The organism is Niabella ginsenosidivorans (assembly GCF_001654455.1).
GTDB classification, from domain to species: Bacteria; Bacteroidota; Bacteroidia; order Chitinophagales; family Chitinophagaceae; genus Niabella; species Niabella ginsenosidivorans.
The window spans coordinates 203,797-230,668 of the sequence record NZ_CP015772.1 but is presented as its reverse complement, the minus strand read 5'-3'; the positions used below and the strand labels follow the sequence as shown (position 1 = coordinate 230,668).

19 protein-coding genes and 1 pseudogene are annotated in these 26,872 nt (G+C 44.3%); 4 read left to right on the top strand and 16 right to left on the bottom strand.

Annotated features, from left to right (window positions below; translation table 11 throughout):
* Nucleotides 1-29 precede the first annotated feature (29 nt).
* From A8C56_RS01040 to A8C56_RS01030, 3 genes are all read right to left on the bottom strand, one after another.
* Entirely contained in the window at nucleotides 30-2,204 is a 2,175-nt protein-coding gene (locus A8C56_RS01040) for an outer membrane protein assembly factor BamB family protein (protein ID WP_084489898.1), read from the bottom strand.
* Nucleotides 2,201-2,386: a hypothetical protein gene (locus tag A8C56_RS01035; protein ID WP_067750915.1), complete on the bottom strand. Its 186-nt coding sequence runs from the start codon at nucleotides 2,384-2,386 to the stop codon at nucleotides 2,201-2,203. Before A8C56_RS01035 ends, A8C56_RS01040 begins: the two co-directional genes overlap by 4 nt.
* A gap of 472 nt (nucleotides 2,387-2,858) precedes the next feature.
* Entirely contained in the window at nucleotides 2,859-3,422 is a 564-nt protein-coding gene (locus A8C56_RS01030) for an RNA polymerase sigma-70 factor (RefSeq protein WP_067750913.1), read from the bottom strand.
* A gap of 372 nt (nucleotides 3,423-3,794) precedes the next feature.
* On the opposite strand from A8C56_RS01030, the gene A8C56_RS01025 reads away from it, so the two are divergent.
* On the top strand, nucleotides 3,795-6,458 hold the full coding sequence (locus A8C56_RS01025) for an alpha-L-rhamnosidase (RefSeq protein ID WP_084489896.1): 2,664 nt from the start codon (nucleotides 3,795-3,797) through the stop codon (nucleotides 6,456-6,458).
* A 479-nt stretch (nucleotides 6,459-6,937) separates the two neighbouring features.
* Nucleotides 6,938-7,906 (top strand): PstS family phosphate ABC transporter substrate-binding protein, encoded by a 969-nt coding sequence (locus A8C56_RS01015; RefSeq protein ID WP_084489894.1) that lies wholly within the window; start codon nucleotides 6,938-6,940, stop codon nucleotides 7,904-7,906.
* Nucleotides 7,907-8,990: 1,084 nt separating this feature from the next.
* Here the strand turns inward: A8C56_RS01015 and A8C56_RS01010 are convergent.
* The 9 genes from A8C56_RS01010 to A8C56_RS00975 form a co-directional block, all read right to left on the bottom strand.
* Complete coding sequence (locus A8C56_RS01010) at nucleotides 8,991-11,570, bottom strand: phosphoenolpyruvate carboxylase (RefSeq protein ID WP_067750906.1); 2,580 nt, start codon at nucleotides 11,568-11,570, stop codon at nucleotides 8,991-8,993.
* A gap of 316 nt (nucleotides 11,571-11,886) precedes the next feature.
* A complete protein-coding gene (rplQ, locus tag A8C56_RS25440) occupies nucleotides 11,887-12,450 on the bottom strand; it encodes a 50S ribosomal protein L17 (RefSeq protein ID WP_067750904.1) in 564 nt (187 codons plus the stop codon).
* 225 nt (nucleotides 12,451-12,675) lie between these two features.
* Nucleotides 12,676-13,677, bottom strand: coding sequence for a DNA-directed RNA polymerase subunit alpha (locus tag A8C56_RS01000; RefSeq protein WP_067750901.1), 1,002 nt, complete (start codon nucleotides 13,675-13,677; stop codon nucleotides 12,676-12,678).
* Between the two features lie 55 nt (nucleotides 13,678-13,732).
* On the bottom strand, nucleotides 13,733-14,338 hold the full coding sequence (gene rpsD / locus A8C56_RS00995; protein ID WP_067750900.1) for a 30S ribosomal protein S4: 606 nt from the start codon (nucleotides 14,336-14,338) through the stop codon (nucleotides 13,733-13,735).
* A gap of 198 nt (nucleotides 14,339-14,536) precedes the next feature.
* Nucleotides 14,537-14,938, bottom strand: a complete 402-nt coding sequence (gene rpsK, locus A8C56_RS00990; protein WP_067750897.1) for a 30S ribosomal protein S11 — start codon at nucleotides 14,936-14,938, stop codon at nucleotides 14,537-14,539.
* Nucleotides 14,939-15,119: 181 nt separating this feature from the next.
* A complete protein-coding gene (rpsM, locus tag A8C56_RS00985) occupies nucleotides 15,120-15,500 on the bottom strand; it encodes a 30S ribosomal protein S13 (protein WP_067750895.1) in 381 nt (126 codons plus the stop codon).
* 35 nt (nucleotides 15,501-15,535) lie between these two features.
* Nucleotides 15,536-15,652, bottom strand: a complete 117-nt coding sequence (ykgO, locus tag A8C56_RS23800) for a type B 50S ribosomal protein L36 (RefSeq protein ID WP_071609307.1) — start codon at nucleotides 15,650-15,652, stop codon at nucleotides 15,536-15,538.
* 28 nt (nucleotides 15,653-15,680) lie between these two features.
* The gene (gene infA, locus A8C56_RS00980; protein ID WP_067761410.1) at nucleotides 15,681-15,902 is read right to left on the bottom strand and encodes a translation initiation factor IF-1; all 222 of its coding nucleotides are present in this window, start codon (nucleotides 15,900-15,902) and stop codon (nucleotides 15,681-15,683) included.
* A gap of 115 nt (nucleotides 15,903-16,017) precedes the next feature.
* On the bottom strand, nucleotides 16,018-16,413 hold the full coding sequence (locus tag A8C56_RS00975; protein ID WP_067750892.1) for a hypothetical protein: 396 nt from the start codon (nucleotides 16,411-16,413) through the stop codon (nucleotides 16,018-16,020).
* Nucleotides 16,414-16,562: 149 nt separating this feature from the next.
* On the opposite strand from A8C56_RS00975, the gene A8C56_RS00970 reads away from it, so the two are divergent.
* Entirely contained in the window at nucleotides 16,563-17,186 is a 624-nt protein-coding gene (locus tag A8C56_RS00970) for an outer membrane beta-barrel protein (protein WP_067761407.1), read from the top strand.
* A gap of 70 nt (nucleotides 17,187-17,256) precedes the next feature.
* The gene (locus tag A8C56_RS00965) at nucleotides 17,257-17,751 is read left to right on the top strand and encodes a metallophosphoesterase family protein (protein ID WP_067750889.1); all 495 of its coding nucleotides are present in this window, start codon (nucleotides 17,257-17,259) and stop codon (nucleotides 17,749-17,751) included.
* A 52-nt stretch (nucleotides 17,752-17,803) separates the two neighbouring features.
* Here the strand turns inward: A8C56_RS00965 and A8C56_RS00960 are convergent, their stop codons facing one another.
* The 4 genes and pseudogenes from A8C56_RS00960 to A8C56_RS25435 all read right to left on the bottom strand — a co-directional run bounded on the left by A8C56_RS00960 (nucleotide 17,804) and on the right by A8C56_RS25435 (nucleotide 26,866).
* The gene (locus A8C56_RS00960) at nucleotides 17,804-19,414 is read right to left on the bottom strand and encodes a RagB/SusD family nutrient uptake outer membrane protein (RefSeq protein ID WP_067750887.1); all 1,611 of its coding nucleotides are present in this window, start codon (nucleotides 19,412-19,414) and stop codon (nucleotides 17,804-17,806) included.
* 20 nt (nucleotides 19,415-19,434) lie between these two features.
* A complete protein-coding gene (locus tag A8C56_RS00955) occupies nucleotides 19,435-22,485 on the bottom strand; it encodes a SusC/RagA family TonB-linked outer membrane protein (RefSeq protein WP_067750885.1) in 3,051 nt (1,016 codons plus the stop codon).
* A 459-nt stretch (nucleotides 22,486-22,944) separates the two neighbouring features.
* Nucleotides 22,945-23,403: a hypothetical protein gene (locus A8C56_RS00950; protein WP_067750883.1), complete on the bottom strand. Its 459-nt coding sequence runs from the start codon at nucleotides 23,401-23,403 to the stop codon at nucleotides 22,945-22,947.
* A 45-nt stretch (nucleotides 23,404-23,448) separates the two neighbouring features.
* Nucleotides 23,449-26,866 (bottom strand): annotated as a pseudogene (locus A8C56_RS25435) (methylmalonyl-CoA mutase family protein).
* Between the last annotated feature and the right edge of the window lie 6 nt (nucleotides 26,867-26,872).

The window sequence follows — 26,872 nt, the reverse complement described above, 5'->3', positions numbered from 1 at the left end:
CAGCATATAAAAATCCCCTAAAGGCTTTTTTATTTTTTTAGTGCAAATGCTACATACTCATCTCCGGATACTGTGCCAATTTTGCCGCCACCGCAGGCAATGACGATGTACTGAACGCCCTGCACCATATACGTTGCGGGGGTGGCAAAGCCCGCGGCCGGCAGGTCCGCCTGCCAGAGCTGTTTTCCGCTGCGTTTGTCAAAGGCGCGGATCTTTTTGTCCCTGGATGCTGCAATAAATACCAGTCCGCCTTTTGTAACAACCGGGCCGCCATATCCTTCTGTTCCTGTAACCGGGATCCCTTTACGGGTAAGTTCGGGGTATTCCCCAACCGGCACCGTCCAAAGCCGTTTACCAGTGCTTAAATTCACCGCATTTAAAGTACCCCAGGGTGGCCGGATACCGGGATAGCCGTTTTTGTCAAGAAACTGGTTGTAGCCGGTCATCATATACGGAACCTGATCCAGTATACTACCGGAATCTCCCGGCGCACGATCATGCGGATCCGATGCAGGTTCCTTATCCTGTTTATGCGTAATATATGCAACCAGTGCCTCTATTTCTCCGGGCGGCAGACTGGCAAAAGAAGGCATCCGGTTACGGCCCTGCCGTATCAGTCCTTTTATTACTGCCGGTGTCAGCCGTTCTGCAATATTTACCAGCGAAGGAAATGAAGCGCCATCCCCCCGAAGGTCGGGCCGGTGACAAGCAGCACAATACCGGTTATACAAACGTTCCCCGGCCGGTGCGCTTTGCACAGGTATATCCGTCATGGTAAGCGACCAGGGAAGCTCGCTGCTGAACACATACAGAACTGATGATTCCGGGTCAACCGCAGCTCCGCCCCATTCACCGCCCCCGTCAAAGCCCGGGAAGATCCAGCTTCCTTCCTTTGAAGGCGGATCGAATTGCTCATGATACCTGATTTTACCGAACTTTTCAGCTAAATCCGCCTTACCGGCTTCATCGGTACTAAAAATATCTGCGGCAGTAAAATACTGCCGTGCAAAAGGCTCCGGCAGCGTGGGCACCGGCTGTGTGGGCCAGGGCTCCTCTCCCGGCAATCCCTTTGTAGAAACAGGCATTTCCTTTATTTCAAAAACCGGTTTACCGTTTGTCCTGTCCAGCAAAAAAATGGTTCCCTGCTTGGTGATCTGCGCCAATGCTGCGATCTTTTTCCCGTTCACCTCCACCGTTACCAGGTTGGGGTTTGCGGGCAGATCCCGGTCCCAAAGATCATGATGCACGGTCTGGTAATGCCAGAGATAGCTGCCGGTTAAAGCATCTAAGGCAATAATGCTGTTTGCAAAAAGATTGGTACCCTGCCTGATCCCTCCATAAAAATCGCCCGCTATTGAGCCTGTAGGTACATATACAATTCTGCGTTGCTCATCCAGCGACATACCGGCCCAGCAGTTAGCGCCTCCTAGCTTTTTCCAGGCCTCTTTATCAGGCCAGGTTTCATAGCCTTTTTCCCCGGGGTGGGGAATGGTGTGAAAGGTCCAGCGGAGGCTGCCGCTCCGCACATCATAAGCGCGTATATCGCCCGGGGCGGCATCAGCCGTTTCTGACACCCTTGATCCAACGATCAGCAGTTCTTTATAAATAATACCGGGAGTGGTACCCACAACATAAGGGCTGGGGCCTGCATCCCGCCCCAGGTGCTCTGAAAGATCAATCCAGCCATTATGCCCAAAGCTCCTGATCAGCTTACCTGTGCCGGCTTCAATAGCCATTATCTTTTTTCCCACATTGTAAAAGATCCTGCTATCGCTCCCATCCGTCCAATAGGTTACTCCCCGGCAGATGTTAAAGCTTCCCTGCTTTTGTCCCCCGTTATCCGGATCTTTTCCGGCCGGATCAAATATCCAGCGGGGTTTACCGGTTGCCGCATCCAAGGCAAATAATTTTGAAGCCGGTGAAACGCCATACAGGATCCCGTTCACCACTATCGGGTTGCATTGGATCTGGCTCCTGCCCAGTGTATCCTTATCATGCGTACTGAACCGCCATACTTCCTGCAAGTTGGCCACATTAGCGGTATCCACCTGGTCCAGGGAACTGTAACGCATGCCGTCTTTGGTACCTGCATAGTTTTCCCATTTTGTATAATCAGTTGAATCGTTCTTACAGGAACAGAATGCCAGCACAATAACAGGGAGCAGCCTGGCAATACGGATAAATTCTTTGCGAAACGGGATCATCTGTCTTTTGAGGGGTCTTTAGGATTAATGAACCAGGTTAAACAGGCGGAAGTTGCATCCCAGGTATTTCCGGCTGAGGCAAAGTCCGTAAGCACCAGGGGTTCTTTTACATACCCGCCCCCGATAATTTCTTTTAAAAAGGAGATCCTGATCCGTTTACAATTATGAATGGCAAGCTGCATACCCGTTTATTTCCTTATAGGAGCGGTATGCAAATAAAAATCCCCTAAATGCTCTCAAAAAAAAATTCCGCTACCGTTGGTGTTGAGCACAGCCTATGCGCGAGGGAAAGACACCAACGGCATAACAGCAAAACCATCATACTTCATCAGGTTTGCTGTTGAACTGCCGCATCACTTCCATCTTCTGCCGCCACAAATGGTTGCTCTACTTTTCATTCCTGCCGGCAATTGTCGTTTACTTATGCTCCGAGCCTACAGCTCTCCGTTTTATTATTGTCATCTTAGCTACGAACTTCAGTTCGTAGCTAACACATTTGGCCGAGGCTACGCCTCTTCATCACTATAGCAATTCCCAAACAATACAGGGATGTTGTTGAATAGTAGCACAACAGTTGAAGAGTGCGACGCAACGAAAGCCCGATAGCAGCACTACAGACGGGTTTATAATTAAAGCCTTACTAAATGATTCCTATTAACCGATCATCTCAAAGCGTACTGCTTTTGTTATACGCCGGGTAGCAATAGCCATTTGGGCGTCAATCGTTTTGACAGAAATATTAAGGATCGAGGCGATCTCCTTATAGCGCAGCTGCTCCTGCTTTACAAGCAAATAGATCAATTTACAGCGGGGCGGCAACTGCTCGACAGCCTTCTCATATTGCCGTATCATTTCATTATTCAACAGCGACTCCTCCGGGTTTTTTTCAACAGCAGGAATCAACTGCAACTCCATATCATTTACCGAAAAAAAACGGATGGACCTGGTTTTGCTCAATTCCCTGATCGACAGGTTTTTTGTAATGATATACAGATAGCTGTTCAGATTTTTAATATCCAGCAAGCGGGCCCGGTTGTTCCAGAGAACAAGAAATACTTCAGCCACTACATCCTCTGCGGCCTCATTTGTTTTTACAATAGACAGGGCAAAACGTTTTAAACGTTCATAGAAATGTTTAAACAACAGCTCAAAAGCATCCTGCTTTTCAAAAAGAGCCACGCGCTCCATGTTGATTCTTATCTCAAAATCAGAAAGCATCTATTACAAGTTTAATACTTTTAACAGCATCCGGGCAAGTTCGCAGTATTTCCACAAACAGTCCTCTTGTGGTATATTACATTTGCCTTAATTTTTCAGGAAGTCCTTTATCTTATGCAATAATGCAATCGTTCTATCTGTTGAAAAGCAATCACGGGCCTGCGATGCCGGCCAAAAACATTCCTTCCTGATAAACGTACAGATCAATAAAATGGCAACCGTTATAAATAAAGCTGTTACTAACCGTTGGTTAAGTTAAGCAATATTGCCGGGCCAACCATCCTGTACCATCCTGAAAATATAATTTTAGAAAGACATTTATTATCATTGTACTTTAACTGTTCCAAGAAATTATAAAATAACATTGCCACTATGAATCGAATCATTTATTGCCTGGTGTGGATCTTTGCCGCTGTTCCTGTTATTGTAAAGGCACAATCACCCGGGAGGGCAGATGATCTGCAATGTGAACATTTGCAAAATCCCCTGGGTATTGATAATCTCCAGCCACGTTTCAGCTGGGTGCTGCTTGATGATACCCGGGGTGCCCGGCAGACCAGTTACCAGGTAATCGTGTATAAGGAAAACGGCGAAACAATATGGGACTCCGGACCAATTGCATCAGGCGATCATCTTGTTACCTATGCAGGCAAAGCCCTGGAGCCGTTTACAAAATATACCTGGAAGGTACTGCTTACTGATAAAGATAATCATCCTTATCAGCCGTCAGCAACTGCTTCTTTTGAAACAGGCATGCTGCAAAAACAGAACTGGAAGGGCAGCTGGATCAGTGATGGTACAGACATTCACCTGAAGCCTGCCCCCTATTTCAGAAAATCATTTATGCTTGGCAAAGCCATAAAATCAGCAAGAGTATATATTGCAGCAGCGGGGTTATATGAGCTTTCCATTAATGGCAAAAAAATCGGCGATCATCAGCTGGATCCTATGTATACACGTTTTGACCGAAGAAATCTTTATGTAACCTATGATGTAACGAATGAGCTGCAATCCGGTAACAATGCAATAGGGCTTTTATTAGGGAATGGCTGGTACAATCATCAGTCTACCGCCGTATGGGATTTTCATAAAGCACCCTGGCGCAACCGGCCGGCTTTCTGTTTAGACCTCCGCATTACCTATGCTGATGGAAGCATTGAAACAATTACTTCTGATAAAAGCTGGAAAACAGCATTAAGTCCTGTTATATTCAACAGCATTTATACCGGTGAGCATTATGATGCGCGGCTGGAAATACCAGGATGGAACAGGGCTGATTTTGTGGACACTACCTGGAAGCCGGTCATTATAAGATCCGCTCCTTCCGGGCACATCGTGGCCCAGACCTTATACCCCATTCGTGCTGTAGAAAAAATTCCGGCAAAAGCAGTAAAAAAATTCAGCGATACCAATTATGTATTTGATCTGGGAAGGAACATTGCAGGCATCAGTGAGTTGACTGTTTCGGGGAAGGCTGGTACCATTATCCGGTTGATCCATGCGGAAAAGATCCATCCTTCCGGCCATACAGATCTTTCCAATATTGATGTGCATTATCGCCCTACAGATGACAGCGACCCTTTCCAGACAGATATTTTTATTCTTAAGGGCGCCGGTACCGAAACCTTTAAACCCCGTTTTAATTACAAAGGGTTTCAGTATGTAGAAGTAGTCAGCAGCGCTCCTGTTCAGCTGGACAAAAACAGCCTGACCGGCTATTTTATGCATAGTGCTGTTCCGGAAATCGGTCAGCTGCAAACCAGCGATCTGCTGATCAATAAAATATGGCAGGCAACTAACAATTCCTACTTATCCAATCTGTTTGGTTATCCGACAGATTGCCCGCAACGCGAAAAGAACGGCTGGACCGGCGATGCCATTATTGCGCTGCAAACAGGGCTTTATAATTTTAACGGCATTACCGTGTATGAAAAATGGCTGGCAGATCACCGGGATGAGCAGCAGCCTAACGGGGTGCTTCCCTCTATTATACCCACCGGCGGCTGGGGATATGAATGGGGGAACGGGCCCGACTGGACAAGCACCATCGCCGTTATTCCCTGGACATTATATGAATTTTACGGGGATCTGAAACCACTGAAAGACAACTATGAAAACATAAGGTCTTATGTAAGCCACATCAATGATCTTTATCCGGGGGGATTAACCACCTGGGGGCTTGGCGATTGGGTACCTGTGAAGTCCAAATCACCGGTTGAGTTAACCTCTTCCTTATATTATTATGCGGATGCAACTATACTTGCAAAAGCTGCAAAACTACTGGGCAAAACAGAAGATGAGAACAACTATTCAGCCCTGGCAGAAAAAATAAAAAATGCCATCAACAAAAAATATCTGAACACCACAACCGGCATTTATGGAAGCGGGCTGCAAACAGAGCTAAGCACCCCGGTATACTGGGGTGTGGTTCCGGAAAATATAAAAGCCAGGGTGGTGGCAAACCTTGCAGAGAAAGTGAGAAAGGACGGCATGCAGTTAGACGTAGGCATATTGGGCGCTAAAGCAGTACTGAATGTTTTAAGCGAAAATGGCTATGCAGACCTTGCCTACCAGCTGGCCTCAAGGAAAACATATCCCTCCTGGGGATGGTGGATGGAGAACGGAGCCACTACGCTTTATGAGAACTGGAAAGTAGACGCAAAGAATGATGCTTCCTTAAACCATATTATGTTTGGCGATATCGGTGCCTGGCTGTATAAGGCATTAGGTGGTATTTTCCCTGATGCTGACCTGCCCGGTTTTAAGCACATTCTGCTGAAACCCAATTTTGTTACAGGCCTTAGCCGGTTCAAAGCCTCTTACTACGGGCCACAGGGGCTCATCCGCTCTTCCTGGAGGCAAACAGGCCGTTCCGTGCATTTTGAAGTTGTGATCCCGGCCAACAGCACAGCAACATTTTATATTCCCCGGGAATGGAAACTGAAAGAAGCCTCAAAAATGCCGGGCGCACCTAATAAAGATGGCAGCTATGAGCTGTCATCCGGTACGTATTCCATACAACTACAAAAATTATAACCTATTAACATGGACTCAGCAAATGACCTGCGCTGTATGAATGACTCAGAACATTTTGGTGGTACTCCGGTGGCACTCCCGGGGAATAAGCATTAATTGCTCTAAAGTAAATATGTGCCGGGGAAATGATTTACAGGTCAGGAAAGAGATTGACGATAAGCCTCTGTTTTGAGATAATTATATTATCCGGTTATATTAAGGCAATAAACAACAGGAAACAGGGAATTATACTGTTTGTCATTAAGCAACAGTCCAACTGTTTCTGGTATAATGCTTCCGATAGCTCGGAATAGGGGATAACCAAAAAGTCGGTTTATAACAGATTGTCGTTCTGAACCTTTTTCAGAATCTGTTGACAAGCAATCGTTATTTTAGATGCTGAAATAAATGCAGCATGACAAAAGGGCTTTGGGGTCACCTTCACAATTGGTATTACTTTTGTTTCAGCGAAAGATTTAACAATAAACGGGGCATAAAATATGAAACGATTGAATGTATGTACAGTAATGATTTTACTGGCCATAGTCATTGACGCAGCTTGCAGCAAAGAAAAACCTGCAAAAGAGCATTTTATTGGAATCGATGGTATTTCATTTGAAAATTATCCGAAAGTAGATGGATCTACGTCTTCCTATGTACTGAATATGATGGTGGCCTGCAAACAATTGAGCGTGCCTTATAAGTGGAGTGGAGCGGATACGTTTATAGAATGGAGCATACATCCTGTGTATGATAAAATACCAAAGGAGCGCTGGCCCTTTTTCAGTGAAAAAATAAAAAGTTCCAAAACCCACACCGCATTTCTGAACCTGATTAATGGTAATGCGGATATAATCATAACGAGCAGCACCGCTTCTCCGGAAGAGAAAGCTTACGCGGAAGCGGCCGGAATCATACTAACAGAAACTCCAATAGCTTCTGATGCTTTTGTATTTGTTTTGAACAAAAACAATCCCGTAAAATCGCTTACGGCAGATCAGATCCGGAAAATATATACCGGCGAAATAATTAACTGGTCTCAGATAGGTGGCAAAAATGCAGCGATAAAAGTATTTACCCGACCGCGCAATTCAGGTAGTGAAGAGGTGTTCAGAAGCCTTGTAATGGACGGCATGGAACCAGCCGATTTTCCGGAAAGCGCCATAGGAGGCATGGCGGGTGTTTTTACTGAAGTGCGTAATTTTGAGAATGCCATATGCTATACATTCAATAACTATAAAAATTTACAAGCGCGGGTGCCGGACAGTGAAGTACCCAAAATAGCCATTGACAATATTTTTCCCAGTGAAAAAACGATTGCAAACGGAACATATCCTTTTATAACTAAATTATATGTCATTATCCGTTCTGATTTAGATCACAACACAATGGCTTATAAATTATATGAATGGTTACAATCGCAACATGCAAAACCAACCATTGCAGAGTGCGGCTTTCTTCCGGATTAGTATCCATTCCGGACGCAGCAAAGTAGAGTAACAGGAGATGTATACGAACCATCTGAAAGCGGGATCCTTCTTCTCATACGGAAGTGACATTTTAATCAGGCCGAAAAGTTTCCCGAAGACACAACGCTTTTTTTGTTAGCCTGCAATGAGTTTCACTTGTGTGTTATGTCCTGCTGTTCCGAACCTTCGCAACGCAGACTTCCGCCATTAACGGAAGCGCAGATAGATGGTTGTTTGCGTTGTTCTGCGGGAATATTGAAGAGCACGGGCCCTTTCTTTTGGTTCTTCCTGGAAATCCGGGTGGTGAGAATACCTTATCCAAAAATAGATCCAGCTGCTTTTAGGGATTTTTAATGCTCCGGCAACTTAGTCCTAATGCTTTAGTCCATAATAAATTTCACTTGATTAGGCTTCGTCAAACTGCTGCTAATGACAAGTGGTTTAAATATGAAAATCAATGTCGTCCTAAGCCCGCCCGGATGACCCGGTCGGACGAGCCTGACGAAGGACATTAATATCCATCGTCCGAGGTTTCGTCAAGCTCTGCCTGACAGTGCTACTTGTCATCCGAATGTTCGGATTTAAAGAACTTACCTTTCCTCTTATTTGTGCCTGTTAATGGTAAGTATTATAGTATTTGTTACCCTGGCCGTATTCCGCTGAAAGCGGAAGGGTCTCCTGATTGCTAAGATCAACCGATTATCCAGAGATGTTTCGGCTGCGTTACACTCCGCTGCCAATGCCAGATGTGTTATTGTTTTGAAAATCAATCCTTCTTTTTTGTCATGCCGTTCCGATAGTTCGGAATTGTTTCGGTATCTATTTATTGCTAATCGGGACCCCGGAACAAGTCCGGGATGACATCTTCAGGGTGGACCCCGTAAGAATAATTGTTATTGCCTCATCCGAACTTTCGGATGATCTTGTTTTTACAAATGGAAAACTCAGCATGACGACTCTTTATTTACCTGTCATTTCAATAAACTTAACTGTAACGCTTTATGGTTGGCTCAGCCTGACATACCTTCACCTGGTGCAATTTAAAAGAATCTAAATGGCATTACTTATCGAACCAATGCTATATTTATGCTGAATTCCTTCCGGCATTAATAATTCCAAAGGAGCAGCGCATCACCAGTTTTCCAAGCACTTCGTGCAGGCTTTCTTCTTTATCGTCATTACCCTCACGCAATTGCACCAGGGCGTATTGTTGAATAGTTACCAGCGGCATCACGATCCGCTCACGCATGCGGATGGATAATTTATCTACCGGATAAGAGGCCATTAATGTATCATGTCCCGTTAGTTTATAAATATATTGCTTGGTTAAAACAAATTCATCATAAATCATTTTCCAGATATCACCAAATTGCTGATCCTTTGCGATGTAAGCCGTTATGGGGAAATAAGATTTGCTCATGGCCATTTCGCAATTATCCAGCAGGGTTTTAAAGTACAGCGAGTCGTTATATAATTGCTTCAGTTCATCAAAGCGCCCGATATATTCCATTTGTTTTAACGCAGTGCCCACACCAAAGAAACCGGGCACATTTTGCTTCAGCTGGCTCCACGCACCCGAGAACGGAATCGCACGTAAATCGCCCAGTGAAATAGAAGTCTGTTTGCCCCTTTTGGCTGGCCGGCTGCCAATATTTGTTTCGCTGTAAAAACGCAGGGGGCTTATTTCATACAAATAATTGGCCAGTTGCGGATGGTTCTTCAGTTTTATATACGCATCAAACCCGTATGAAGAAAGCTCCTGCAATAACTGCTCCTGCTTGCCGTTTAACGGCGGATAGCGATCCGAAAAAAGGGAGCTGGACACACCAGCGTTAATTAATTGCTCTATGTTAAACTGGGCAGAGTCAATAATACCGAAATTAGCGCTTACGGTTTGGCCCTGTATGGTCAGCTGAATTTCTTTGTTAGAAATATTCCGTCCCATAGAGGCATAGAACTTATGTGTTTTTCCGCCACCGCGGGAAGGAGGCCCCCCTCTTCCATCAAAGAAAATAACATCAAAGCCGTATTGCCTTGTGATCCGCGTCAGCTCTTCCTTTGCCCGGTAAATGCACCAGTTGGCCATCAGGTAGCCGCCATCTTTGGTACCATCAGAAAAGCCCAGCATGATGGTTTGCGTTTTGCCACGGCGGCCCAGATGTGCCTTATATTCCGGAAGGGAATACAGGGTTTTCATAATATCCCCCGCATTTTGCAGATCATCAATTGTTTCAAAAAGCGGAACAATATCCACATTCATTTCCTGGCTGCTGATGCCGTTCAGTTTAAACAAACCAATTACTTCTATAATGCTCAGTACACTGGTGGCATGGCTGATAATATATCGGTTACAGCCCTGTTCCCCGTTCGACTTTTGTATAGAACAAATGGCGTTTACGACTTCAACCGTATCTCTTACAACATCATCTTTGAATATGGAAGAAGCGCCAAGCGGTTTAAGGTTCAACAGTAATTTCACCTTTTCCTTCTCTCCCAGGTCATCGTAATTCTCCGGCAATATGCCCGACTGTGAAGCTGCTACCTGTGAAAATACTTTTTCATGTATAGAGCTGTCCTGTCTTATATCCAGCGATGCAAAATGCAGCCCGAATATTTCAATTTTGCTGATCAGGTCCTGTATCCGGGACACAAATAACCCGTTGGCCCGCTCATTAACGATTTTCTTTACCCCTTCCAGTATGGATATAATTTCTTTATCGGTTATTTTGGCTTCATGCCCCGGAATGAATACCTCCTCATACAGGCGGCGTTCCAGATCGCTCATAATGTCTTCTACATCATGAAAAGTCAGCCGGCGTTTTAGCCTGCGCACATCAAAGTAATAGCATTTCAAAATAGCCGCGCGTAGCGCCGCAGCTACCTGCAGCGTGGTATCAGTAGTAACAAAAGGATTTCCATCCCTGTCGCCACCGGGCCAAAAGCCCATTTTTATGAGTGTATGCTTGTCTGTAGCAACATCCGGGAACTGGTTTTTTAACTCGCTGAGAATACGGCCTGCTGCCGGATAAAAAACATTTTCAAGATACCAGATAAGACTTACCGCTTCGTCAAAAGGCGTGGGTTTGTTTTTTTTAAAAAAAGGCGTTTTACCCAACTGCTGTAACAGTGTATTTATTTCACTGGCATCATTTTTAACCAGGGCATTGCTCAGGTCCCTGATAATACCCAGCACAGAACCCGGATAAAACTGGGTAGGATGCGCTGTTAGCACCAACCGCACGCAAAAATCTTCCAGCACTTTATCCAACTGAGCCTCCTTGTTATTTTGAGCTACTGCAGACATCAGCTGTTTTAACGTACCGGGGCCATTAAAGTCATTTATTTTTTTATAGGAGGCATCTTCCAGTGCATCAAATAAAACCACCTGGCGCTCTACATATTGCACCAGCCGGAACAATAGATCCAGCCGCTCCCTGGGCGTGGTAAAAGAAGTGTGCCGGCTAAAAAAATCTTCCAGAATTTCGACAGGGCTCAGCCCTTTTTCATAGCCCTCTTCACACATATTGGACAGCAGTGATAATAAAATCCCGGTCTTTTCAATTTTATGAAAGGGTAAAGAAGTAAATAAACTATTGTATAATTGAAATCGAACGCCAACATCATTCTTAAAGCGCTGAACGGACTGACTCGCTACCACATCCATGTCAATTATTGTTTAATTTTAGTAATTAAGTTCCTGAGCAAAGCAATGGAATTAAATTCCCGCTTTATTGCATATCCGGAAAAAGATCAGCGTTGAAGATACAGGATTTTCGCCAATAGCAGGGGTAGTTATTAACCATTTAATAATTTATTTATATAAATTTCAATAACTGCTTATACCTGTTATAAATTATCTAAACAGAATAAAACGGCATTTTAGCAGCGGCTACCGGTCCTGCCCTTTTACTAAAAAGAATTGCCATAAAAAAAACCTCACCGGGGTACGGTGAGGTTTTAAGCATTTTATCAAAAAAACATTACGCTTCTTCCTTGTTTTCGTCTTTTGCATCAGTGGCAGGAGCCTCTTCAGCTTTTGGAGCTGCTTCCTCTGCGGCTTCAGCCGGTGCTGTTACCGCTTCAGGCGTTACAGTGGTTTCTTCTGCAGTCTTTTTCTTACCGCTTCCACCACGACGGCGGGTACGTTTTCCGGCAGCTTTTTCTTCACCACCTTTACCGTAAATTTCGTTGTAGTCTACCAGCTCGATCATTGCTTTTTCAGCAGCATCACCAGGACGGATGCCCAGTTTAATGATACGGGTATAACCGCCGGGGCGCCCTCCTACTTTTGCAGCAATATCACCAAAAAGCTCTTTTATAGCTTCTTTATCCTGTAAGTGACTGAACACGATACGACGCTGGTGAGTGGTATTTTCTTTACTTTTTGTAATCAGGGGTTCAATATACACTCTCAGCGCTTTTGCTTTTGCAACAGTAGTTACAATGCGTTTGTGTGTAATTAACTGGCAGGAAAGATTGCGTAACAAAGCATCTCTGTGTGCTTTGGTACGGCTTAAGTTTTTGATTTTGTCTCCGTGACGCATGACATTTGGATTTGAGATCTGAGATTTGAGACCTGAGATTTGAGACCTGAGATTTCAAAGTCAAACCGGTTAAAAAATTCGGCTACACCGTGTCAAGGAAATGTAACCTACTATACACAAATTGGAAAATTTGGGGATTGGAAAATTTGGAAATATTTTAATTGGAGCAGTAGCAGTAACACTAATCCATTAGCACATTCTCAAATTTTCAAATCTTTAAATTATTTAATAATCATCTTTATCAATACCCAGCTTCTGAAGATCCATTCCAAAGCTCAGGCCCCTTTCAATCAATACCTGTTCAATTTCAGACAGCGATTTCTGGCCAAAGTTCCGGAACTTCATCAGGTCTTCCTGTTCGTATTGCACCAGCTCGCTCAATGAATTGATCTTGGCGGCCTTTAAGCAATTAAAGGCCCGAACAGAAAGATCCAGATCTTCCAGCGGAGTCTTTAATACCTTACGCAGTTGCAGGGTCTGTTCGTCTACCATATCTTCCTTCTTCTCTTCCTTATTATCAAAAGTGATGTTTTCATCAGTAATGATCATCAGGTGCTGAATTAAGATACGGCTGGCCTGCTTAACCGCTTCTTCCGGATGAATGGTACCGTCTGTAATAACTTCCATCAACAGTTTCTCATAGTCGGTACGTTGTTCCACACGGGTATTTTCAATGCTGTATTTTACATTTTTTATAGGAGTAAAGATAGAGTCGATGGCAATATAGCCAACGGGTGCATCTTTTACCTTATTATCTTCCGCAGGAACATAACCACGGCCTTTGCCAATGGTTAATTCAATATCCAGCTTGGAAGAAGAATCCATAGTGCAGATCAGCAGATCCGGGTTCATGATCTGGAAAGACTGTGTTCCTTCAGCGATCATACCAGCGGTAAATTCAGTCTGGTTCTTTACGGAAATTGCTATTTTTTCATTGGCCACTTCATGATCAACGATCTTTTTGAAGCGTACCTGTTTCAGGTTCAGGATAATTTCAACCACGTCTTCGCTGATCCCTTTCATGGTAGCAAATTCGTGATCAACTCCTTCTATTTTAATGCCCACAATAGCATATCCCTCTAAAGAGTTCAATAAAACACGGCGCAGGGCATTACCAATAGTAACCCCGTAACCAGGCTCTAATGGGCGAAACTCGAACTGAGCTTCAAAATCTGACGCCTTTTGCAGAATTATTTTATCAGGCTGGTGGAAATTTAAAATTGCCATTTTTTAGGTTTGTATTTTAAGGATAAAAGTGATAGCGGTACTATCACTTAAAAAATTACTTACTGTACAATTCAACAATCAATTGCTCCTTAATGTTTTCAGGAACACTTTCCCTTTCGGGATACGTAATGAAAGTACCTTTCATTTCTGTTTCGTTGAAATCGATCCATCCGAATTTCGGATTTTTCGGACGGATAACGCTTGTAATAGAAGACCTGTTCTTGCTGCTTTCCTTTAAGGTGATGATATCACCGGCTTTCAGCTGATAGGAAGGGATGTTTACCACCTCGCCGTTTACCTCAATGTGTTTGTGGCTCACCAGCTGGCGTGCAGCAGGACGGCTGGGGGCAATGCCCATGCGGAATACAGTGTTGTCTAAACGCGCTTCAAGTAATTTTATAAGGTTTTCACCGGTAATGCCTTTACGGCGGTTCGCTTCTTCAAAAGTTTTGCGGAATTGTTTTTCCAATACACCGTAAGTGTACTTTGCCTTTTGTTTTTCGCGCAGCTGTAAAGCATATTCACCAAGGGTTTTACGCTTACGCTTTTCACCATGCATACCGGGAGGGTTACTGTTTTTACCCAACCATTTACCATTACCTAAAATAGGCTCCCCGAAAATACGGGAGATTTTGGTCTTAGGACCATTGTAACGTGCCATAATTATACTTTCATTTAAGCTTTTTTAGAAACCGGTACAGCAATCAGTAAAAAGCTTTGGAAAAAATTAATTGTGTACCCTTTTTAAAAATGAAACCAAATCGGCTCAAAAAATATGTAAAAGACCGAAAGTCCAAAAAGTCCGAAAGACTGAAGCGTATACTTGCAGACTTTCCAGCTTTCTGACTTCCGGATGCTGTTAAACTCTTCTCTTCTTTGGAGGACGGCAGCCGTTATGCGGCAAAGGTGTAACATCTTTGATCATTACTACCTCAATACCAGACTGGGAAAGAGATCGGATCGCACCTTCCCTGCCGGCACCGGGCCCTTTTACAAAAACATCTACCCTTTTTAAACCGGCATCCAGTGCTACTTTGGCAGCATCGGCAGCAGCCATCTGAGCGGCATAGGGCGTGTTCTTTTTAGAACCACGGAAACCCATTTTACCGGCACTGCTCCAGGAAATTACCTGGCCGGTTTTGTTGGTTAAACTGATGATGATGTTGTTAAATGTAGCAGAAATGTGCGCGTCGCCATAAGCGTCCACCTTCACAATTCTTTTTTTTGCAGCGGCTTTTGCGCTGTTTTGTGCTTTTGCCATAATTGAAAACTGAGGTATTCTTATTTATAAAAACATTTCGCCTGATCAGCGAAACCCGGTTCAACCCTCCACGTGCACCATCGTATCCGCAATTAAACCGGTAATTATTCGGTGCATATAAATTAAAAACGGGTCGTCGCCGTAGGGACAGAAAATTTTCTGTCCCTACGGCGACTTTTAATTATTTCTTAGCTGCTTTTTTCTTCCCCGCAACGGTCTTACGCTTACCTTTACGTGTACGGCTGTTTGTTTTTGTACGCTGACCACGAACAGGCAATCCTTTTCTGTGACGCAGCCCACGGTAACAGGCGATGTCCAGTAAACGCTTTATGTTCATCTGCACCTCGCTTCTCAGCTGACCTTCCACCTTCAGTTCTTCAGTAATAGTAGAGCGGATCGCATTCAGGTCTTCATCATTCCACTCGTTTACTTTTTTGTTACGGTCAATATTATTCTTGTCCAGAATATATTTGGCTGTAGAAGGGCCAATGCCATAAATATAGGTAAGGCCTATTTCGCCCCTTTTGTTCTTTGGTAAATCTACACCGGCAATACGTGCCATATTTTAAATTTAGAATTTAGAATTTAGAATTTAGACTATCCCTGTCTTTGTTTAAAGCGGGGATTCTTTTTATTAATTATATAAAGCTTCCCTTTGCGACGTACTATTTTGCAGTCGGCGCTACGCTTTTTAATGGATGCTCTTACTCTCATCTTATAAATTTTTAAGGTTTTTAGCCGATTAATTCCTGTAGCGGAAGTTAATTCTCCCCCGGGTTAAGTCATAAGGAGACATTTCCAATCCCACTTTATCTCCGGGCATAATGCGGATATAGTGCATCCTCATTTTACCGGAAATTGTTGCCAAAACCTCATGCCCGTTATCCAGTTTCACCCTGAACATCGCATTGGACAAGGCTTCTACAATTACACCGTCCTGTTTTATTAATGGTTGTTTTGACATACAAATTTTAGGGCTGCAAAGATAGGTATATTCTTTATAATAAAAAAGCCTTATTCTGCTTAATTTCAGAATAAAGCTGTCTGTTTTGCATACCAAATGACCGTTACTGCCGCCATTAATGCACTAAGGGCACCTTAGTCATCTGTAAATGAATATTTTGTAACTCATTTACGGTTATCTGACGATCATATTGCCGCCGGTCTTCCCGGTACCATATTTCACTGCGGGAAAAATTGTCAGCCGCTGGTACCACTATTCTGAAAGGGCCTTTGCCATATTTGGCACCCTTTCCTGACTCATTGTCCATTTTTTCAAACCCCAGGCGCATTAATTGCTCTTCTGTAAGCGGAATGCCCTTAACATGATCCGGCTTGTACCAGATTTCCTGCACGCCGTTATCAACACAAACTTCCTGCTCTTCATTACTTACCCGTACAACGGTGCCTTCACGTGCCACACCGTCATCATCAACAATTACCCAGTCCCCTGGTTTTAATTCACCCAATCTCATAAAAATGTTTTATTTAAAATCAATGAATTACAAGCATAAATATAGTTTTTTTTCCGGTCTTTCGTTAACACTGCATTAATTTATTTTTAAGTTTCTGTTATACTTTGGCACGTTTGTTGGGCAAACTGGCGCAATTAAAACTTTATCAAATGAAAAAAATCGTATTGAGCATTTTTTCCCTTGCTGTAATAGCAGGCGCCAATGCACAAAGTGGAACAGTGTTAGTGGGTGGTAACGTAGACTTTAATTCCCGCTCTTTTAAAGACAGCTCCGGTAACAAGGACAACATGAACTACTTCCAGTTTTCGCCGACCATTGGCTATCAGTTTAACGATAACTGGACCGTTGGTGTTGTGGGCTCTGTCAGCACTACTAAAAACTCGAGCATCGCAGAAAGTGATGATGTCATCGGTATTAGTGGCATACAATATGACGATAAGGTGAAGACCACTGCATGGGGCGTGGGTCCTTTTGTACGTTACACGGCGCCTTTAAGTGATATTTTCTCTGTTTATGGTCAGTTGCAGGGGCAATACCAGTCTTCTCAGGTAAAATACGATGGTAAGAATTTAGATTCTGAAAAGAGAAATGGTTTTAATGTTGGTTTCTTTCCTGCTGTTTTTATCAACGTTAAAAATGGCTTTGGCCTGAACTTTAATATTGGCGGAATTGAATATACATCCATGAAATACAAACAGAGCCAGGATAAAGTAAACAACTTTAATATCACTTTTGGCCGTTCTGTAGGAATTGGTATTTCCAAGAACTTCTGATCGGATTTGGAATATTCTTTAAAAAAGTCCCGTAGCTTGCGGGACTTTTTTATTTATTTTCAGAAAAAAATTGAAACGGATCGGTTTACTATCAGATACGCATGGCTTTCTGGATGAAGCGGTCTCTGCCTGTTTTAAAGACTGCGATGAAATATGGCATGCCGGGGATTTTGGCAGTAAGGAGCTTGTGGAGCAATTGAAAAGTTTTAAGCCGCTGCGGGGCGTATATGGCAATATCGACGGACAGGAGATCCGCCTGGAATTCCCGGAGATCCTGGTATTTCAGTGTGAAAATGTAAAGGTACTGATGAAACATATTGGCGGTTATCCTCCTAAATACAATAAGGACACGCGGCCCCTGCTGATACGGGAAAAGCCACAGCTCTTTATCAACGGTCATTCGCATATTCTGAAAATTATGTATGATAACCAGCTGCAATGCCTGCATATGAACCCCGGGGCTGCCGGCAAACAGGGCTGGCATCAGATAAGAACGCTGATCCGTTTTACGATTGACGGACCGGATATCAGGGATTGTGAAGTTATTGAGCTGAAGGGCCGGTAATAGAAAATGTCCGCTTTCAACAAGCGGACATTGTATAAAAAGGCGGTTCATATTAATACCCTTCATTCTGCGCAAAGGGCGCACCGGTATTGGCATCGATCACTTCCTGCGGAATGGGCCATAGCCAGTTAAAATCCTTATACACACCTTTGGACTGTTCGTTTCTTTGTACCCGTTGATAAAAGACCTCTTTGCCAAAACGGAACAGGGTCATCCTGCGCATTTCCTCACCAATGAGCTCACGCGCCCTTTCATCCAGCAGGTAATCTGTATTGATCTCTCCGGCTGATGCAAGCGGGGCTTTTGCCCGGGCGCGCACTACATTAATTGCAGTGGCAGCGCTTCCGGTATTACCCTTTTGCAAATAGGCCTCGGCCAATAAAAGATAGGTCTCAGCCAAACGTGCTTTTACCCGGTCTTTCATATTTCCCTCAAAAGCAGGGTCAACCGAGGTTTTACCATAAAAGAATTTGGTGGTGGTTTCAAATACATTACCGGAAGCCCGGATGGCGTCTGTAAGCACCAGCTCTTTACCATAAAGCGGTGAGCTGGGATCATTATAATACCAGTGCCGTTTGATGTTGTATTCGGAGTTACGAACATCTCCCGGCTTATAGCTATCCAGCCACCATTTATACGGTCTTATTTGTCCCAGTCCGCGGCCACCTAAGCTATCCGCCAGTAAAAAGCCAGCCTGCTGCGCGTAAAAAGGTACCCAGGCCCTTTTGCTCCAGTCTGTGTAACGGTCGCCGCCCCCCAGGGTATTAAAATCCAGCTGCATGGCCCAGATAGTCTCCTGGTTGCCGGATTTGCGGTTCTGGTTATTTTCGATAAACATATCATGGAAATAATCACCGGGAGCACTTTTCTGCGCACCAAAACGCTGGTCATTCAAATGAAAATACCCGGAATTAATAACCGCATTAGCAGCAATAATGGCAGAATCAGGCTTATGTGCCATCAGGTAGGCTTCGGCCAGGTAATGCAGGGCCGCCCATTTGGTCAACTTTCCGTCAGCCACCCCGTCTGCATCTTCAGGAAGATTACCAGATGCCGTCCGGTAATCATTGATCATCATTTGCAGAACATCCTCTTTTTTATCCCGCACAAAGTCGGTTCTTGGTGTTACAGATACTTTATCTACCCAGGGTACATCTCCATACAGTGTAACAAGGTACCGGTAGGCATAAGCGCGGAAAAAAGCGGCAGTGCCCTTAACCAGCTTGGGATCGTTTTCCGGGTCCGTCCATGAAATGGCAGGATTTTCCAGCGCCGCGAGAAGCTGGTTGGCATTTGCAATTAATCCATAAGAGAATTTCCAGTAATTTCTTACATAGCTGGAGGCAGGATTGAGCGTGTAATTGGAGAACGGCGCCAGGGTGGCATCCGTACCCGTTGTTTTAATAGCAACAATATCAGTTCCGGCCTGCAATGCTTCCTGGGGTGTTGCCCCTTGCGAAAAGATATCATTGTTCCAGGTCTGGAATTCCAGCCTTGCAAAAGCATACAGACCGGTCATACCAGCATTAAAGCCTGCTGTATTTATAAATGTATTATCCGGCGCCAGGAAGCCGCTGGTATCTTCATCAAGAAAATGCTTGCTACAGGAAGTCAGCATTACAGCTGCCAGTAACGTCCATTGCAATTTATAAAAACCCTTCATATAATAATTTTTATCAGTTATTAAAATTGAACATTCACACCCAGTGAAACAGTACGCGCCACCGGGTAGGGCGAAAGAACATTTGTTGTTGTGGGGTTGCCCGTTGTTGCGCTTACAGAAAGTGCTTCCGGGTTATACCCTTTTACTTTTGTAAACGTGTACAGGTTCCTGGCATTGATGAAGGCCTTTATACCTGTAATCCCTTTTACATTCCATTTATCTACCGGGAAAGCATAGCCCAGCGACACGTCCTTTATTTTTAAGTAAGAGGCATCAAGGTAATAAGAGTGATTATTGACCGGTGTATACCCCGGTGATACATATTCCGTGCTGGGGCGTTCGGGCGTCCAGTAAGGAATATCTGACAGGAAGTTGCCGCCGTTATTGGGCAAAAAGCGCTCAATATTAGCAAAATTATTCTCTTTGGTCACATCAAAAGCGCCGGTAAGAAATAAGGACAGGGACCAGTTTTTATATTGAAAACTATTGCCCAGACCCATTGTATACGCCGGCATCTTGGAGCCGATGACTTTGCGGTCATCAGCAGTTATTTTCCCATCATGATTAACGTCCTCCAGCTTTGCATCACCCGGTTTTGCATTGGGCTGCCAGGAGTTTTTTATATCATCTGATTCCTGCCATACCCCAATAACATTGTAATCATAGAAAACCCGGATCGGCTCACCGATCAGCCAGGCATTGGTCAGATCATTTTTGCCATCGCCGCGCAATTCAAGAATTTTATTCTTATTATAGGCAAAGGTCAGATCCGTATTCCAGGAGAAATCCTCGTGCACAATATTACGACTGCTCAGCGCCAGCTCTATTCCTGTGTTCTGTGTTTTACCCACATTGTCCCATATAGAATTATAGCCGTTCATTACCGGCACCTGGCGGCTCAGCAACAGGTCAAAGGTGTGTGTTTTATAAAAGTCGAGGCTACCGCTGATCCGGTTTTCCAGCAAGCCGAAATCAACACCGATGTTAAATGAGCGGGTTGTTTCCCATTTCAGGTTTTTACTTCCGATACCGTTGTAATTAATCACCAGCCCGTTTTCTGCGGGAGCACCGTCTCCGAACAGGTACTGGATCTTTGTTAAACGATCAAAGGTCTGATAGGCGGTTACACCCTGGTTTCCGTTTTCACCGTAGGACAATCTTAATTTTAGCTGGTTGAACAGCTTGCTGTTAAAAAAGTCTTCCCGGGATATGACCCATGCTCCTGCAACAGAAGGGAAAAACGCCCATTTATTATTGGGTGAAAAAGCACTGTAACCATCTGATCTGCCGGTAAGCGTTAATAAATAACGGTCCTTAAAACCATAATTGATCCTTCCCATATAGGAGATCAACGCAGTGTTGGTAAGATTGGAGTTGATCTTCTGGTTTTTTGAAGCAGATTCAAGATTATTGTACCCGTTATCAATAATGAAATCCTCTCCGTATAAAGAAGAGGTTTTGAGGTTTGTTTTCTGTGCACTGTACAGCCCTACCACATTTAGTTTATGATCTCCGAAACTGCGGTCATAGGTCAGGAGGTTTTCCCAGGTCCAGTCAAAATAATCTGAATTATCGATTTGTCCGTACCCGTTCATGCTCATGCCGCTAAACGTATTGGCGCCATAATACTGACCGGTAAACTCGTGCCGGTAGTTGGTTCCGAAGGAGGTTTTAAAACTCAGGCCATTTATAGGTAATTTGGCATCCAGGAAGCCTGCCGCAAAAACGGTTCTGCGGGTATTATCATCAAGTCCGTTTTCATCCGCAAAGGGATTGGGGTAAAGCGTTTGCGCGTACATGGGATACAGCACACGGTTCCCGTTTTCATCCCTGTTCTTGCCATAGGGGCTCAGCTTTACAGCATTATCAATACTTGGCTGAACGCCGTTCGTGTTTCCCTGAGAAAGCTGTACATTTAAGCCCGATTTCAGCCAGGGCAGCAGCGTTTGGTTCAACCCGAGCGCTACGTTATAACGCTCATAGGAAGTATTTTTTACCAGCCCATCCTGGTTCAGATAGCCTACTGATGCATAATAATTTGATTTTTCACTGCCCCCGGATATACTTAACTGGTGCTCCTGTACCAATGCCGCTTTATTAAATACTTCATCCTGCCAGTTCACTTCCTCACCCTTTTTCCATTGTTCCAGAACATTTGCAAATAAATAATTTTCAGGATCCAGTTCATCACCTGTTTTTCCTTTGGATGCCTGATAATCGCGCATATACTGGATATATTCCGGTCCGTTCATTAAATGCAATCTTCTTTCTACTGTTTGAACGCCCACATAGCCGTTATAGGCCACCCGCGGTTTCCCGTTCTGCCCTTTTTTTGTAGTAACTATAATAACGCCATTGGCAGCCCGCGACCCGTAAATGGCGGTGGAGGAGGCATCTTTCAGAACCGATACATTTTCAATAGAGCTGGTGCTGATATCATTAAAAGAACCATTAAAGGGCACTCCATCTAAAATAATCAGTGGCTGATTGGATGCTGAAATGGAGTTTTCGCCCCGTACCGTCATAGACGCCACCTCTCCGGGTTTTGCATTGCCGGTATTGATATTCATACCCGGTACACGCCCCTGGATCTTATCAACAAAATTCGGGGCATTGATTTCTGAAAGGTTTTTGGAGCTGATGGTGGCAACACTACCTGTAAGATCGGATTTCTTCTGAGAACCATAGCCCACCACTACTACCTCATCTATCGTTTGCGCCTGCTTTACCAGTGTAACCTCCGAAGCCGCTGCTGCCGCTACTTCAAGGGTCTGATATCCTATTGCCGAAAAAACCAGTACAGATGTATCAGAACTTACGGTAAGGCTGAACGTACCATCTGCACGGGTTACCGTACTATTTTGTGTGCCTTTTTCAGTAACCGTAACTCCTTCCAATGGAGTTTTATTTTCATCTGTAACTTTTCCTTTTACCGGCGCCTGCTGATGTGCAAAATCCATTGGTATTGCATTCCTGGTAAACCCGGCCGGGGGAATGAACGATAACAATGTCAGAAAGCAGCCAAGCATCGCCCGCCCACAGAAAGCGTTCGTTTTTTTTGTTTTAAGCATATACTTTTATTTAGTCAATTACAATTCACTGCCCGCCAATAATGGTTATTTATAAAACATTACTAATACTGCACCCCCAAAACAGTCGCTTTCGGGAAACAGGTTCTTAGGTATGACAGGTCTGTTTTATTAAAAAGTACAGCGGGGAGTATTGCAACATTTCAATACAATAATACCGCTGGAGGGTAAACGCCAAATGTAGAAATTTATCCGGCCCGATCACAGATCCGTGCAATCGTTTGAACAACTCTATCGCTATACAGTAAACAGTGCGCAAACGATTGCATGATGAAAAGCAGGAAAATAAATAAAAACGGAGCCATCTGAAAGGGTATATGCACCTCCTGAGAATCGCATAGGGGCATCTGTTTCCACAAACGGGTGTGTAAATAAAAAAAGGCTGCCTCTACTTCAGACAACCTCAGGTCAGTGATTCATTATTTCAGGAGCGTTTCCTTTTCAGAACCATCCTCTGCCCATTCCTATTTCTCTGAAAGGCCAGGGAATGGCAGCCAGCATAATAATCAGGGCCAGTACAAAAAACAAGGCCGTTTTACGATGTTTTTTCCGGTCGGAAATATTTTTTTTCCCCGCAGCTTTGCCAATATGTACTAGTACCACGGCAATCAGCATCATGGTAATATGTTCCACTGTAAAAAAGCGGGCTACAGCGTCCTTCATAATTTCGCCCATAGGCCGGGATGTTAACTGTTTTAGTCCCCATGAACCGGTGAACCACTGTATCAATCCTATTAACAGCTCAATGTCTACGGCAATCATTAAAAACAAACTTACTTTTTTATCCCCGTTGGTAAATGGCCGGTTACCGGCACCAATGTTCCGGAAGATGGCAATCAATAATAAAAGAAGTATTACCCAACGCAAAAAACTATGTAAGTGAAGCAAACCTGTTTCCATAATCCTGATTTTATATTTTGATTCGGACGAAATTAAGGAAATATATTACATACTGCGGCGATATTGACCACCAACCTCATATAATGCGTGTGTGATCTGCCCCAGCGAACAGGCTTTTACGCATTCCATCAGAACGTTGAATAAATTTCTCCCTTCTACAGCAGCCTGTTTTAACGTTGCAAGCGCTGCTGCACTTTTGTCTTTATTAGCTTCAAGAAAATTTTTCAGGTTCCGGATTTGCTGTTCTTTTTCTTCAGGGGTGCTGCGGATCACTTCATTGGGTAAAACGGTAGGGCTTCCCTGTTTGCTTAAGAAGGTATTGACTCCAATGAGGGAGAGGCTCCCATCGTTTTTCTTCATTTCATAATACAGGCTTTCTTCCTGTATTTTATTACGCTGATACATACGTTCCATAGCCCCCAGAACACCGCCCCGCTCGTTAATACGGTCAAATTCCATCAGCACCGCTTCTTCTACCAGATCCGTCAGCTCTTCTATAGCAAAGCTTCCCTGTATAAAATTTTCTGACCGGGCCGTTCCCAGTTCTTTGTTAATGATTAGCTGTATTGCCATCGCCCTTCGCACGCTTTCCTCTGTGGGCGTTGTAATGGCTTCATCATAGGCGTTGGTATGCAGTGAATTACAGTTATCATAGATCGCATATAAAGCCTGCAATGTAGTGCGGATATCATTAAAATCAATTTCCTGTGCATGCAGGCTGCGCCCTGATGTTTGTATATGATATTTCAGCTTCTGAGAACGTTCATTTCCCTTATAAACGTTCTTAATAACCTTGGCCCATATACGCCGGGCTACACGGCCTATTACGCTGTACTCCGGATCCATTCCGTTGCTAAAGAAAAAGGAAAGGTTCGGCGCAAAATCATCTATCTGCATTCCCCTGCTCAGATAGTACTCTACATAGGTAAACCCGTTGGCCAAAGTAAAAGCAAGCTGGGTGATAGGGTTGGCACCGGCTTCTGCAATATGATACCCGCTGATGCTTACACTGTAAAAATTGCGTACCCTGTGCTCAATAAAATATTCCTGAACATCGCCCATAAGCTTCAATGCAAACTCCGTAGAGAAAATACAGGTATTTTGTGCCTGATCTTCTTTTAAAATATCAGCCTGTACCGTGCCCCGCACTTTTGTTAATGCAACACCTTTAATACGCTCGTAGGTTTCTTTATCAAGGACCTCATCGCCGCTTAATCCCAGCAATTGCAAACCCAGTCCGTTATTGCCCGGGGGCAGCCCTTCCGGGTGCAGGGGATTAAAGTATACAGGCGCCTTTGTATGTTCAAATTTCTTTTTGCGTACTGTCGCTACCTTGTCCCACAGATCATGCGCGGCAATATACTTCTCACATTCCTGGTCAATGGCAGCATTTAAAAAGAATGCAAGGATGATGGGAGCCGGCCCGTTAATGGTCATTGAAACGGAGGTTGCAGGATCACAAAGATCAAAACCGCTATACAGTTTTTTAGCATCATCAACCGTAGCTATGCTTACACCGCTGTTGCCTATCTTTCCATAAATATCCGGGCGATGCCCCGGATCCTCTCCATACAACGTAACGCTGTCAAATGCCGTACTGAGCCGTTTTGCGGGTGCATCTGCACTTACGTAATGAAAGCGCTTATTGGTTCTTTCCGGGCTGCCCTCCCCCGCAAACATGCGGGTAGGGTCTTCTTCCTGCCGCTTCAGATCAAACACACCTGCTGTAAAAGGGAATTTGCCGGGAACATTTTCCTGTAGCTGCCATTTCAGGATATCGCCCCAATCCTTATACTTCGGAAGCAGGATCTTTTTAATCTTCGTACCGCTTAAGGAATTGGTTGTTAAAGGCAGGCTGATTGTTTTATCCCGCACAGTAAATTCAAATACGTCCTTATTATATCGTTCCAGTAACAGCGGCCATTGTTGCAGCAATTGCTTATTGCCGGCATCCAGAGCTGTTGACAGTTGCTGCTGCTGCGCCTGCAACTGTTCTTTTATGATAGCTTCTTTCATTCTAACTCTCTTTCCTTAATATTCACTTTTTGTCTGCGTAGCACATTCATTCATACATTTTTATTACGCCTTCTAACTGGTACAGCTTTGTTGCAACAGCCGCCTGGTCTCCCACCCATTGATTATACTGCCGCACAGCATCTGCAATATCTGAAAGATAACGTGCTCTTTTACCAGGAATAACAGACCGCTCCAACTGGGCTGAATACTGAAAGGAAATAAGCTCGTTAAACCCTGCTTCAGTTTTCTTATTCAATACCTGTATCATTTTTACGAACAGTTCATTGACGCCCGGGTCATTAAATTTTGCAGCAACTGTTCCTATTACGGGCAACTCATCATCTGCCGTATGCCATAACGAATGATTTCTTTTGTATTGCTTTCTTACCTCCATTAATGCATCCTGAGCCCCTGCTTTATCAAACTTGTTAATACAAATGATGTCCGCGTAGTCCAGCATATTAATTTTTTCCAGCTGAGAGGCCGCGCCATACTCAGGTGTCATTACGTATATACTCACATCTGCATAATCCACAATAGAGGCATCGCTTTGGCCCACGCCGGCGCTTTCCAGGATAATGCAATCAAAGGCTGCGGACTGGCACACGTCAATCGCTTTCTGTATGGCTCCGCTTAAGGCAGCGTGCTCATTACGCGTAGCCATAGAACGCATATAGGCTCTTGGATGAGCAATGGCATTCATACGGATACGATCGCCCAGCAGGGCACCACCCGTTTTTTTCCGGGAGGGGTCAACAGAAATGACCGCGATGGTTTTATCAGCGTATTCATGTAAGAATCGGCGCACCAGTTCATCAGTCACAGATGATTTACCCGCACCACCGGTACCTGTAATGCCCAATACCGGCGCTTTACGCGTATGCGCTTGTTTGAATGCTTCCGGCAAATGAGCACGACCCAGCTCGGCCAAAGTAATAGCCCGGGCAATCTGCCGGATGTCTTTGGCTTCGCCCAACGGCGGTTCTCCGCTCCAGCTTTCAGGTGCATTATTAAAAGCCTCCCTGCTTTCTTTGGAACGGGTAATCTTAATAAGATCATCAATCATTCCTTCTAAACCCAGTTTTCTTCCATCATCCGGGCTGTAGATCCTGTCAATACCATAAGCATGCAGTTCCTCAGTTTCATGAGGCAGAATGGTACCGCCCCCTCCCCCAAAGATCTTTATATGACCACAGCCTGATGCTGCCAGCAGGTCCTTCATGTATTTAAAAAACTCTATATGCCCACCCTGGTAGCTGGTAATGGCAATGGCGTGCGCGTCTTCTTCAATAGCACATTCCACAATTTCCTGTACCGCCCTGTTATGGCCTAAATGGATAATTTCGACACCCTTTGATTGCAATATGCGGCGCATTATATTAATGGCAGCATCATGCCCATCGAACAGGGAAGCCGCTGTAACTATACGTAAAGTATCAACCTTCATACCCGA